This is a genomic window from Pseudomonas sp. BB438, assembly GCF_057180225.1.
In genome coordinates this window covers 3,334,665-3,347,308 of record NZ_CM170001.1, presented here as the reverse complement: position 1 = coordinate 3,347,308, position 12,644 = coordinate 3,334,665, and the positions used below count along the sequence as shown (strand labels likewise).

Sequence of the window (12,644 nt, the reverse complement as noted above, 5' to 3'; positions counted from 1 at the left end):
TCGTCGAATCCACATTTTCATAATCCAGCGTTAGGCTATCCCTAACGCCATTCCTACACCTGAAGCCTAGCGCTGCTGTTTGTCGCTTCGCGGAGAACTGTCCCATGCACTTCGACCTGGCCGACCTGCGGCTCTTCGCGCATATCGCCGAATCCCCCAGCCTCACCCAGGGCGCGCGCCGCGCCCACCTTTCGGCGGCTGCCGCCAGCGCACGGATCAAGGCGCTGGAAGGCCAACTCGACTGCCGCCTGCTCTACCGCGACAACCGCGGCGTCGAGCTGACCCCGGCCGGCCAGCGCCTGCTACAGCACGCACGACTGATCCTGCGTCAGGTCGATCACCTGAAAAGCGACTTCAGTGGCCAGGCCGGCGATCAGGTCGGGCATATCCGCATCTTCGCCAACACCACGGCAGTCACCGAATTTCTCCCCGAACTGCTGGCGGATTTCCTCGCCGAACGTCCCGGCGTCAGCGTGGACCTGCAGGAGCGGCTGAACCGCGACATCGTCCGCGCCATCCTCGACGGTTCGGCGGATCTGGGCATCGTTGCCGGCCCGGTGCGCGCCGAAGGCCTGCAGATCGTCCACTTCAGCACCGACCGCCTGGTCCTCGCCGTGGCGCCCGAGCATCCGCTGTGCGCCCTGCCCCGCCTGACCCTGGCCGACACCCTGGATTACCCGCACATCGCCCTGCATGAGGGCAGTACCCTGCAGAGCTTCCTGCGCGAACGGGTCGAGCGCATGGGTGGCGACCTCAACCTGCGTATCCAGGTGGCGAGCTTCGAAGCCATCTGCCGGATGGTCGAGGCCGGTGTCGGCATCGGCGTGATCCCCGAGACTGCCGCCCTGCGCCACAGCCGCACCATGAACCTGCAGATCCTGCCGCTGGACGAACCCTGGGTGGTCCGCGAACGCAGCGTGCTGCTGCGCGACCGCGAAGCCTTGCCGGCCTGCGCCCGCGCCCTGGTGGACCTGCTTCACGGGATGCGAGGCGCCGACCCCTCCCCGTAGGAGGCCCTGCCACCGATCAGCCCACCGCAGGGAGAGGCAATCAGCGTTCCGCAGCCATCAGCTCGAGTGCGACATCGCGGAACTACCGCACCACGCCGCTTTCGTTGCGTCCCCTCGCCTCTGTCAATATGATGCATATATGTTTTGTTATGCTTCATAGCGAATTGCATCAGAGAGAGACGAGAGATTCATGGGCATCATCAACCTGGACGACGACCTCCACGACCAGCTGCGCCGCGCCAGCTCCGTGGCCTGCCGTTCGATCAACGCCCAGGCGGCGTTCTGGATCAAGATCGGCATGCTCTGCGAGCTGGAACCGACCCTGAGCTTCAACGAGATCATCACCCGCGAACTGCAGGAAGCCGGAGTCAAGTACTCCGCCGCGGGAGCCGCCAAGTGATCAAGACCCCGGCGGAAATGGCGCTGATGGCCGAGTCCGGCCGGCTGCTGGCGAACGTCTTCGGCTTCCTCGACAGTCTGCCGCTCGCTGGCATGACGACCCTGGACGTGAACGACCGGGTCGAGCGCTACATCGTCGACGAGCTGCAGGCACGGCCGGCCAGCAAGGGCCAGTACGGCTTCGCCTACGTGCTCAACGCCTCGCCCAACCAGGTGGTCTGCCATGGCGTGCCGTCCGACGCGGACCGTCTGCAGGACGGTGACATCGTCAACTTCGACATCACCCTGGAGAAGAACGGCTTCATCGCCGATTCGAGCAAGACCTACCTGATCGGCAACGTCTCGCCCGCTGCCCGGCGCCTGGTAGAGATCACCTACGAAGCCATGTGGAAAGGCATCCGCGCGGTGAAGCCCGGCGCCCGGCTGGGTGACGTCGGCCACGCCATCGAGCGGCACGCCCGGCAGCACGGCTACACCGTGGTCGAGGAATACTGCGGTCACGGCATCGGCCGCGAAATGCACGAGCCGCCCCAAGTACTGCACGTCGGCCGCCCACGCACCGGGCAGGTGCTCAAGGAAGGCATGACCTTCACCATCGAGCCCATGCTCAATCAGGGACACTCCGGGGTGAAAACCCTGGCGGACGAATGGACAGTGGTCACCCTCGACGGCAAGCTCTCCGCGCAGTTCGAGCACACCGTGGCGGTCACCGCCACGGGCTTCGAAGTCCTCACGCTGCGTCCCGAAGAGCGCAACGCCGGCTACTGATCCGCCGCTCAGCCGTCGGTGGAGCGGCTGAGCGCTTCCCAGAGGCTGATCTCGTCCTGCAGGTCGGAGAGTTTCTGCTGCACCAGCCCCAGCGCATCGCTGCCCAGCAACAGGTGCCGCGGCGGCACCGGCGCGTCGATCGCCGCGAGCATCGCCTGGGCGGCTTTTGTCGGGTCGCCCAGTTGCTTGCCGCTCTTCTCCTGCCGCGCCCGGCGCACCGGGTCGAACAGCGCGTCGTAGTCGGCGATGGAACGAGGGCTGCGCACCATGGAGCGCCCCGCCCAATCGGTGCGGAAGGAACCCGGCGCGACGGCGGTCACCGCGATGCCGAAGCCCTCGACTTCCTTGCCCAGCGCATCGCTGATCCCCTCCAGGGCGAACTTGCTGCCGCAGTAGTAAGCGATGCCCGGCATCGTGATGTAACCGCCCATCGACGTGATGTTGAGGATGTGCCCTCGCCGACGCTGGCGCATGTGCGGCAGCACGGCCTGGATCATCGCCACGGCGCCGAAGACGTTCACCTCGAACTGCCGGCGCATCGCCTCCAGGGGCGACTCCTCGAGGATGCCTTCATGGCCGTAGCCGGCGCTGTTCACCAGCACATCCAGCGGACCGACGCGGGTCTCGACGTCCTCGACCATCGCGGGGATGGCGTCGATATCGGTGACGTCGAGCAGGCGGCCAAAGACCTGGCCCGGGGCCAATGCCTCCAGTTCGGCACGGGCCTGTTCAGTACGCGCCGTGCCCACCACGCGATGTCCGGCGGCGAGCGCCTCGCGGGCCAGGGCCAGACCGAAGCCGCTGGTGGCGCCGGTGATCAGCAGGGTCTTGCGAGATGACATGGGGTGGCTCCATTGCAGGGATTTGAGTGCACAATACGCACCCACACTTCCCTTTCAGAGACCGCAAACTCTGTCGTTATTGCCTGATTCTATGAATACGGATGTCCACGCCCCCACCTACGAGCAGGCGCGCATGGCGGCCCTGCTCGCCGCATTGGCGCCGTTGGAAGGCTACAACCTCACTGCGCTGCCGAGCGTGCGATTGCTCCGCTCGAACCGGCCACTGGCGCGCACCCCGGTGCTCTATGATCCCGGCATCGTGATCGTCTGCCAGGGCTGCAAGCGCGGTTATTTCGGCGATGAGATCTATGTCTACGACGAACAGCACTACCTGGCCGTCGCGGTGCCGGTGCCCTTCACCATGGAAACCGACGCCACGCCGGAGCGTCCGCTCCTGGCCATCTACCTGCACCTGGACTTCCAGCTCGCCGCCGAGCTGATGCTGCAGATCGACCAGTACAGCCTCCTGCAGGACAAGCCGTCCAGCGAGGACGCCCCACGCAGCCTGTTCTCCAGCCCGATGGACTCGATGCTGACGCAGTCCGTGCTGCGCTTCCTCGAAGCGCTGGGCGATCCGCTGGAGACCGCGATCCTCGCGCCGGCCCTGCTGCGCGAGCTGTACTTCCGCGTGCTGACCGGCGCCCAGGGCCATGCCATGCGCGCGGCGCTGGCAATGCGTGGCCGCTTCGGCAACATCGCCAGGGCCCTGCAGCGCATCCACACGAGCTATGCGCAACCCATCGACCTGCCGCAGCTGGCCGGCGAGGCCGGCATGAGCGTTCCGTCCTTCCACAGCCACTTCAAGGCGATTACCCGCACCTCGCCCATGCAGTACCTCAAGTGCACCCGGCTGCACCAGGCGCGGCTGCTGATCGTGCGCCAGGGCATGACGGCGCAGGCGGCGAGCCTGGCCGTCGGCTACGCCAGCGCCTCGCAGTTCAACCGTGAGTTCAAGCGCCTGTTCGGCCGCACACCGCTGGCAGAGGCGCAGCGCATGCGGGACCACTTCGCGATGCCACCGGTCCAGGAAGCATCGGGTTATGTTTCATCCCACTAACCTGAGCAGCGATTGCCAGGAAGTACGATGTCATGATGTTTTATTGCTTAGATAGCGCCAGCACAGCAATAAAACGCCGATTTTCTGCCGGGATATTCGCCTAGAATGCTGACTCACCCAGGAGCCCCGTATGAAACCGCTCGACATTCCCGCCCACCCCGCAGGCAACGCCGCATGACGTGCGCCCTGTCCCTTGAAGCGCTGGCCTACGACCACCAGGACGGCGAGGAAATCCTGCCGCATTGCCACACCCAGGCGCAGTTGATCCACTCGATCTCCGGCGTGATGCTGGTGGGCGCGGCGCAGAGGAACTGGGTGGTGCCGCCCGGCCACGCACTGTGGGTGCCGCCGGGTACCGAGCATCAGATCCGCATGTTCGGCAGCGTGCGCATGCGCACGCTGTTCATGCCCGCCTCCACCTGGCCCTGGGGCGGCCAGCACTGCCAGCTGATCGCGGTAACGCCCCTGCTGCGGGAAGTGCTGGTGGCCGCCAGCGCAGTGCAGGCCGGCGACGGCAACGAGCACCGTCGCCGCTGCCTGCACGAACTGCTGCTGGTGGAGATGGACGCCGCGCAGACAGTCGGCATCCACCTCGCCATGCCGCGGGACCCCCGTCTGCTGCGGCTGTGCAACGCCGTGATCGGTGCGCCGGCAGACGAGACCGGCATGGAGGACTGGGCGCAGCAACTCAACATGAGCAGCCGCACCCTCGCCCGGCTGTTCCAGCGCGAGCTGGGCATGAACTTCGGGGACTGGCGCACCCGCGTGCGCATGGTCCTCAGCCTGCAACGGCTGATCGGCGGCGCCTCGGTGCTGGAAGTGGCGCTGGAGCACGGCTACCAGAGCCCGAGCGCCTTCTCGCAGACCTTCAAGCGCATCCTCGGGCAGTCGCCCAGCCAGTACCAGGCAGTCCGCAGTTGAGCAGCTTGTCATTTTCGCGAGGCTGGTTGTCGGCCGTGCGAGAGAGCCGCAGCGGTTGAATCCCTAACCTGCGGGAGTCCGAATCGAAGTGACTCCCCGACATGCCCATACCCTCCTATCACCCGCGACACGCCTTGCTCGCACTGGCCTGCACCGGCCTGCTGCTGGGTGGGTGCTCGGCGGTCAGCGAACATGAAGCGCCTGCCGCCCACCTGCCAGCCGCTGGCGACTGGCAAGCGCTCGCCGCTGGCACCGCCTCGAAGGAACCGCCCGCCCTCTGGTGGCGGCTTTACCAGGACCCGCAGCTCGATCAACTGATCGCCCTCGCCTTGCTACACAACCAGGACCTGCAGGCTTCCCTCGCCCACGTCGACGAATTGTTGGCCCTGCTGGGGCAGGCCCGCGCGCAACGCTGGCCGAGCACCACGGCGAGCTGGCAGACCTTCTACGGCCGCACCAGCGACGACCAGACCGAAGCCAAGGCCACCGGCAGCCGCGCCGGCTCGCAGTGGAACCAGGTGCCGGGGTTTGCCCTGGACTACCCGCTCGACCTCTGGGGCCAGGTGCGCCAGTCGATCCTCGCCGCCCAGGCCAATGCCGAGGCCGCTGAAGCCGCCCATGACCAACTGCGGGTAAACATTGCCGCCGGTACGGCGCGTGCCTTTGCCAATGCCTGCGCCTATGGCGCGCGGGCGGCCATCCAGCAGCACTCGATCGCCACCGTGGAGCGCAGCCTCGACCTCACCGCCCGCCAGCGCCGAGCCGGGCTGGTCACCGAACTCGAGGTGGATCGCGTGCGCAGCCTGCTGGAGGAAACTCGCGCACTGCTGCCGCGCCTCCAGGCGGAACACCAGGCGGCACTGGAAGAACTTGGCGTGCTCACCGGCAGCGAGCCGGGGCAACTACCGGCGGGCGTCGGTGACTGCCGCAGCGTGCCTCAACTGAGTCACGCCCTGCCGGTCGGCGATGGCTGGGCGCTGCTGCAACGCCGGCCGGACATCCGCGCCGCCGAACGCGCCCTGGCCGCCGCCGGGCATGACGTCGGAGTGCGCCAGGCCGACTACTACCCGCGCGTGTCCTTCGGTGCGTCGATCACCTCTTCCGCCGAGCGCCTGCGGGATCTCGGCGACCACGAGGCGATCACCTATGCCGTGGGGCCGCTGATCAGCTGGAGTTTTCCCAACCTGCTCACCACCCGCGCCCGTCTCGACGGCGCGCAGGCCCGGGAACGCCAGCAACTCGCGCGCTTTCGCCAGCAGGCGCTGGCGGCGCTCAAGGAGGTTCGCCAGAGCCTGGCCCGCTACAGCGGCGAGGCCGGCCGCCGCGATGCCTTGGGCAACGCACTGGACAGCAGTCGCAATGCCTACCGACTGGCGCAGCTGAACTACCAGGCCGGTGCGCTGGACTTCCTCGACGTGCTCGACAGCGAGCGCGCCATGGTCCGCCTCGAAGCCGACAAGGCCGAAGCCGACCGGCAACTGGTCGAGCGCCAGATCGAACTCTTCCATGCCCTCGGCGGCGGCTGGCAGGACGCGCCGGCCAGCTCGCTGGCCGGGCATTCCACCTCCTCAACGGACATTGCACGATGAACATGGCTGTCGATGACAAGCAAACCGGCTCCGCCGAAGCGGTGGCACAGAACGACAGGAAGCCGCGTCAACGCCGGCTGGTGTGGCTCGGTGGCAGCGCCCTCGTGCTCGCCGCGGTGGGTTACGGCTTTTACTGGGCCGGCATCGGCCGCTACCTGGAAGAAACCGATGATGCCTATGTGCGCGCCGACTGGATCGCCATCAGCCCGAAGGTCTCCGGCTACGTCGCCGACGTGCTGGTGAACGACAACCAGCACGTCGCCGCTGGCACCCCGCTGGTGCGCATCCAGTCCCGCGATTACCAGGCCCGACTGCAGCAGGCGCAGGCCCGGCAGGCCGAGGCGCGCGCCGCCATCGCTGCCCAACAGGCCGCGCTGGTGACGCTGGACGCCCAGTTGAAGGAGCAGCAAGCGCTGATCGAGCAGGCCTCCGCCGATATCGACAGCGCCCGCGCCGAACGCCAGCGCGCGCAACTGGACTACCAGCGTTACCGCGACCTGGCGGCCCAGCAGGCGGCGAGCGACCAGCGCCTGGAGCGCGTCACGGCCGACTTTGCCCGCGCACGCTCCACGCTCAGTCGCACCGAAGCCGCGGCCAGCCGGCAGCTCACTCGCCTGAGCGTGCTCAAGGCCAGCCGCGAGCAGGCCGGCGCGCAACTGCAACAGCAACAGGCCCGCGCTGCCGAGGCCGACGCCAGCCTTGCCCTGGCGCAGAACGAACTGGAGGACACGCTGATTCGCGCGCCCAGCGCCGGCGTGGTCGGACAACGCCGCGTGCGGCAGCGCCAGTACGTCACGCCCGGCCTGCCGCTGCTGGCCCTGGTGCCGGTGGAACAGGCCTATGTGGTCGCCAACTACAAGGAAACCCAGCTGCGCCGCATGCACCCCGGTCAGCCAGTGGAAGTGCGCGTGGACAGTTTCCCCGATGTGGTGCTGCATGGCCGTATCGAGAGCTTCTCGCCCGGTTCAGGTGCGGTCTTCGCCCTGCTGCCACCGGACAACGCCACCGGCAACTTCACCAAGATCGTCCAGCGCTTCCCGGTGAAGATCGCCCTCGATCCCGGCGCCCGCGAGCAGGTGCCGATCCTCCCCGGCATGTCGGTGATCGCCGAAGTGGATACCCGCGACCGCGACGAGGCCCAGCCCGATGGCCGATGAGACCGAGAAAACCTCGCTCAAGGCCTGGGTGGCGGTGATCGGGGGGCTGCTCGGCTGCTTCATGGCCGGCATGAATGTCCACGTCACCAGCGCGGCCCTGCCGGAAATCCAGGGCTCGCTGAGTGCCAGCTTCGAGGAGGGCTCATGGATCTCGACGGCCTACCTCGTTGCAGAAATCGTCATGATCCCGCTGACCGCCTGGCTGGTGGAGGTGTTCTCCCTGCGCCGGGTGATGCTGGTCGGCTCGGGGATTTTCCTGGCGGCCTCGGTGGCCTGCTCGTTCTCGCCCACTCTCACCACACTGATCGCCATTCGCGTCGTCCAGGGCGCGGCCGGCGCGGTGCTGATCCCGCTGTCGTTCCAGCTGATCATCACCGAGCTGCCGGCCTCGCGGATGGCGATGGGCATGGCGCTGTTCAGCCTGTCGAACAGCGTCGCCCAGGCTGCCGGCCCCTCCATCGGCGGCTGGCTTACCGACGCCTACAGCTGGCGCTGGATCTTCTACCTGCAGTTGATCCCCGGCGTACTCCTGCTCGCCGCCGTCGCCTGGGCCATCACGCCCCAGTCCCTGCACTTGCAGAAGCTGCGCAACGGCGACTGGCTGGGCATCGCCAGCATGGTCATCGGCCTGGGGGCAATCCAGATCGTGCTGGAAGAAGGTGGCCGCAAGGACTGGTTCGGCTCCGACTTCATCGTCTGGATGTTGGTCATCGGTGTGTTCGCATTGTCGCTGTTCATCTACACGCAGCTGTTCTGCCGGCGCTCGTTCATCAACCTGCGCCTGCTGGCCGGGTACAACTTCGGAGTGGCCAGCGCGGCGATGTTCATCTTCGGCGCGGCAACCTTCGGCCTGGTGTTCCTGGTGCCGAATTACCTGTCCCAGCTGCAGGGCTACAACGCCCGAGAGATCGGCGTCAGCCTGATCGCCTACGGGCTCGTGCAGTTGCTCCTGGCACCGTTGATGCCACGCCTGATGCGCTGGCTGAACCCCAAGCTGATGGTTGCCACCGGCTTCGCCATCATGGCCCTGGGCTGCTACCTCGGCGCGCACCTGGACGCCGACAGCGCCGCCAACGTGATCATTCCCTCGACGGTGGTCCGTGGCATCGGCCAGCCTTTCATCATGGTGGCGCTGTCGGTACTGGCGGTATCGGGCCTGTCCAAGCAGCAAGCCGGCTCGGCCTCGGCATTGTTCTCGATGCTGCGCAATCTCGGTGGCGCGGTGGGCACGGCGGCGCTGACGCAGATCGTCTCGCAGCGCGAACGCTTCCATTCCGAACGCATCGGCGAGCAGGTGACACTCTTCTCGCCGGCCGTGCAGGAGCGGCTGCAGGACGACCCGGGCAGCACCTTCGCCCTCAACGAATGGCTGCCGTCCCAGGCCGAAGCCCTCGCGCGATTGGGCACGCACATTCGACATGAGTCATTCCTCATGGCGTATGGGGATGCGTTCTATCTGTCATGCATCGCACTGCTGGTGTGCGCCGTGGCCGCATTGGCACTGCGCGGCAACAAGAATGCCTAGAGGAGGCTGCATGACCATCGATATCGCCAAGCACAATCAGTGCGCCTGGGACCGTCAGGCCCGCCAGGAGGAGCCCTGAAGCCAGCCGGTCGGTCCCGGCGTCACGGCAACTGCCCGGCGTGACCACGGGCCGATGCACCTCACACCCACACCACTGCCGCCGTTCACCGGACGTGCACCCTGGACGAGCCACTCTGGCGGCTTCGCGCGCGGCTGACTCGCGCGCTCCGCGGTATGCAACAGCACAGGCGCCCGGCGACCATCCGTATTTTTGACGGAACCGGCGCGCCCTTCGCCCGTTCCCAGTTTCAGGGGGGCCAATCCTGCCCCCGATCTGCACAACCGCAATGGGAGACCTGAGATGAATCAGCAGAATGTCAGCGGATGGGAACGCGCATTGTCGATGGCGATAGGCCTGGCCGGTATCGGCAAGGGCGTGCGCCGTGGCGGCGTGAGTGGCTGGCTGGAGGTGGCGGCGGCCGTGCTGGTGGTCAAGCGCGGCCTGACCGGGCACTGCCGGCTGAAAGAAATGGTCAGCGACCTGCAACAGGCTTCGGTGTCCGAAGTCCACCCGTTGCCCCAGCCCTCCCCCCATCGCCGGCCGTCGCGCGCCACCACCCGAACCGCCAGGAGCTGAGCGCGAGGATCGGACGTTCTGCCGGCGTCGAGCTATAGTCTGAATCGCCGCCGCGAGCCCGGCGTTTATTCCAGCGGAACGCGGCTGCCGCTCCGGCGCTCCTAACGATAGTTGTCCCCTCGACCCCCGGCGCCCTCCGATCCCATGGAACAGCTTTCCGATATCGTTACCGAACCGGCAGCCCCTGATGTCTCCACTGCTCTCGCTCGTGAGGCCGCCTCACCGTGCCAGGACGTTGCCACGCTGATTCGCACGCTCGACTGGAGCGACTCGCCGCTGGGCGAACCGGAGTCCTGGCCAACGAGCCTGAAGACGCTGATGGACACGGTGCTGCCGGTGAAGGCGCAGATCGTTCTGTTCTGGGGCCCGCAGTACGTGGCCCTGTACAACGACGCCTATTCGCCGAGCATCGGCGCCAAGCACCCCCGCGCCTTCGGCCGTCCGGCGATCGAAAACTGGACTGAACTCTGGGGTGATCTCGAACCCTTGCTGCGTGGCGTGCGCAAGACCGGCGAGACCTTCTCGGCCAAGGACCGTCCGTTCTATATCGAGCGCCATGGTGCCGGCGAAACCGTGTACTTCGACGTCTCCTACTCGGCGGTTCGCACTGACGATGGCTCCATTGGCGGCGTGTTGTGCGTTGTCACGGAGACCACTGAACGCGTGCAGTTCGAACGCCGCCAGGCCTTCCTGCTGGAACTCGGGCGCATCCTGCCGACCATCACCGAGCCGGAACGGATCGAAAGCATCGCAGCGGGCAAATTGGGCGAGCTGCTGGGCGCCTCGCGAGTGTTCTTCGGCAAGGACAACGGCGATGGCACCACCTTCGATGTCACCGGCGAGTTCCTCGACGCTGGGAAAAGCGCCATCGGTCGCCATCGTTACCGCGACTTCGGTGACGAACTGTTGCGCTCGCTGCAGGCCGGGCTTCCGGTAGCACGGCACTACCGTGGCGCCCCGGGCACTCTGCCCGAAAGCGAAGCGCAGACCCGCCGTGACTTCAGCCTGGCCGCCACGCTGCACGTGCCGGTAATCCGCAATGGCGTGCTGGAGGCGGTCCTGGTCGTTCATCATGAACAGCCCCATGGCTATGCCGATTTCGAGCTGCGCATGGCGGAAGAGACTGCCAAGCAGACCTGGGCTGCAATCCTGCATGCCCGCGCGGAAACGGCGCTGCACGAAAGCTCCGCCCAACTCTCGGCGATGTTCGAGCAGGCCAGTGCGGGCATTGCGCTGTGTGACCGCGACGGCCTGTTCACCCGGGTCAACGAACGTTACTGCGAGATCGTCGGCCGCTCTCGCCAGGCATTGCTGAGCAGCCGCCTGCAGGAGATCGTCGAGCCGCCGCTGGCCGAGTTGCTCGCTGGAGCGCCCTCGCCCAGGGAGATCGTCCACCGTCACCTGCGTCCCGACGGCAGCGAGGTCTGGGTGCAGGACCAGTTGACGCCGCTGCTGGACGAGCACCTGGCGATGACCGGAATGCTCTGCGTCTGCGTCGATATCACGGCGCGCATTCACGCCGAGAACGAACTGCGACGTCTCAACGGGAGCCTGGAGGAGCGCGTGGCCGCCATGGTGGCCCAACGCGAGACCGCAGTCGCCCAGCTCCACGAATCCCGCAAGATGGAGATGATCGGTCAGCTCACCGGAGGCATCGCCCATGATTTCAACAACCTGCTGACACCGATCATGGCCTCGCTGGAACTGGTTCGCCGACGCCTGGACGACGAGCGCTCCACCACCCTGATCGATGGCGCGCTGCAGGCTGCGGATCGCGCACGTATCCTGGTCGGCCGCCTGCTGACCTTCGCCCGCCGGCAAACGCTGAAGCCGCAGGCGGTGTCGCTGCGGGAGCTGGTTGGCGAGATGCGCGATCTGATCGAGCGCTCGCTGGGCGGCATGATCGAGGTGGCTATGGACGTGCCCGAACGTCTTCCCGCCGTGATCGTCGACCCGCACCAACTGGAGCTGGCGATTCTCAACCTGGCGGTGAATGCCCGCGATGCCATGGGGGATGGCGGCCAGCTGAAGATCAGTGGCAAGGTCAGCGAAATCGCCGATGGACAGGTCGAGGGGCTCTGTGGCGGGCACTTCGTCGGGCTGGTGGTAAGCGACAACGGCAGCGGTATGAGCGCGCAGACTCTGGCCCGCTGCCTGGAACCGTTCTTCTCCACCAAGGGCGTGGGCAAGGGGACCGGCCTTGGGCTATCCATGGTACAGGGGCTCGCCGCACAGTCCGGCGGCGGCCTGAGCATCGCTTCGAAGGAAGGCAGCGGAACCCAGGTGACGGTCTGGCTGCCGATCACCGAAGAGTTGATCAGTATCGAAGGTGCCGACACCTTCGATGCCCCGGTGGCGCCCCGGCCGATCCATGTGCTGCTGGTCGATGACGAGGAGATGGTGCGCTACACCACGCGCCTGCAGTTACGCGATCTTGGTTACCAGGTCACCGACGCCCCCTCGGCGGCAGCTGCCATGGCGCTGATCGACAACGGTCTGGTGCCGGATGTACTGGTCACCGACCACATCATGGCCGACCGCACCGGCGCACAACTGGCCCAGGATCTGCGCGGCCGTTTTGCCGAACTGCCGGTACTGATCATTACCGGCTACGCCAACCTCACTCCGAGCCAGATCCGTGGCTACGAGGTGCTGTCCAAGCCCTTTCGCCGCGCCGAACTCGCCGCGCGCCTGCTGCAATTGGTCAGCGCCGGCTGACCTGGCTCTCAACCGGCTGCG

11 protein-coding genes are annotated in these 12,644 nt (G+C 66.7%); 10 read left to right on the top strand and 1 reads right to left on the bottom strand.

What is annotated here, in order from left to right; all coding sequences use genetic code 11:
• The first annotated feature begins 104 nt into the window (after positions 1–104).
• The 3 genes from AC1ZV1_RS15340 (at position 105) to map (ending at position 2,177) form a co-directional block, all read left to right on the top strand.
• On the top strand, positions 105–1,010 hold the full coding sequence (locus AC1ZV1_RS15340; protein WP_484292439.1) for a LysR family transcriptional regulator: 906 nt from the start codon (positions 105–107) through the stop codon (positions 1,008–1,010).
• 190 nt (positions 1,011–1,200) lie between these two features.
• Positions 1,201–1,410, top strand: a complete 210-nt coding sequence (locus tag AC1ZV1_RS15335; protein ID WP_484292438.1) for a ParD-like family protein — start codon at positions 1,201–1,203, stop codon at positions 1,408–1,410.
• The gene (gene map / locus AC1ZV1_RS15330) at positions 1,407–2,177 is read left to right on the top strand and encodes a type I methionyl aminopeptidase (RefSeq protein WP_484292437.1); all 771 of its coding nucleotides are present in this window, start codon (positions 1,407–1,409) and stop codon (positions 2,175–2,177) included. The genes AC1ZV1_RS15335 and map overlap by 4 nt, the downstream gene beginning before the upstream one ends.
• Before the next feature lie 8 nt (positions 2,178–2,185).
• On the opposite strand, the gene AC1ZV1_RS15325 is transcribed toward map, so the two are convergent.
• Positions 2,186–3,019 (bottom strand): oxidoreductase, encoded by an 834-nt coding sequence (locus AC1ZV1_RS15325; RefSeq protein ID WP_484292436.1) that lies wholly within the window; start codon positions 3,017–3,019, stop codon positions 2,186–2,188.
• Between the two features lie 91 nt (positions 3,020–3,110).
• Here AC1ZV1_RS15325 and AC1ZV1_RS15320 point away from each other — a divergent pair, with 91 nt between their 5' ends.
• From AC1ZV1_RS15320 to AC1ZV1_RS15290, 7 genes are all read left to right on the top strand, one after another.
• Entirely contained in the window at positions 3,111–4,076 is a 966-nt protein-coding gene (locus tag AC1ZV1_RS15320; protein WP_484292435.1) for an AraC family transcriptional regulator, read from the top strand.
• A 174-nt stretch (positions 4,077–4,250) separates the two neighbouring features.
• Complete coding sequence (locus AC1ZV1_RS15315; RefSeq protein ID WP_484292434.1) at positions 4,251–4,997, top strand: AraC family transcriptional regulator; 747 nt, start codon at positions 4,251–4,253, stop codon at positions 4,995–4,997.
• Between the two features lie 101 nt (positions 4,998–5,098).
• Positions 5,099–6,586 (top strand): efflux transporter outer membrane subunit, encoded by a 1,488-nt coding sequence (locus AC1ZV1_RS15310; RefSeq protein WP_484292433.1) that lies wholly within the window; start codon positions 5,099–5,101, stop codon positions 6,584–6,586.
• Complete coding sequence (locus AC1ZV1_RS15305; RefSeq protein ID WP_484292432.1) at positions 6,583–7,743, top strand: HlyD family secretion protein; 1,161 nt, start codon at positions 6,583–6,585, stop codon at positions 7,741–7,743. Before AC1ZV1_RS15310 ends, AC1ZV1_RS15305 begins: the two co-directional genes overlap by 4 nt.
• A complete protein-coding gene (locus tag AC1ZV1_RS15300; protein ID WP_484292431.1) occupies positions 7,733–9,268 on the top strand; it encodes an MDR family MFS transporter in 1,536 nt (511 codons plus the stop codon). The genes AC1ZV1_RS15305 and AC1ZV1_RS15300 overlap by 11 nt, the downstream gene beginning before the upstream one ends.
• 361 nt (positions 9,269–9,629) lie before the next feature.
• Entirely contained in the window at positions 9,630–9,905 is a 276-nt protein-coding gene (locus AC1ZV1_RS15295) for a YgaP family membrane protein (protein WP_484292430.1), read from the top strand.
• Between the two features lie 144 nt (positions 9,906–10,049).
• Positions 10,050–12,623, top strand: a complete 2,574-nt coding sequence (locus AC1ZV1_RS15290) for a PAS domain-containing protein (protein WP_484292429.1) — start codon at positions 10,050–10,052, stop codon at positions 12,621–12,623.
• Positions 12,624–12,644 lie beyond the last annotated feature (21 nt).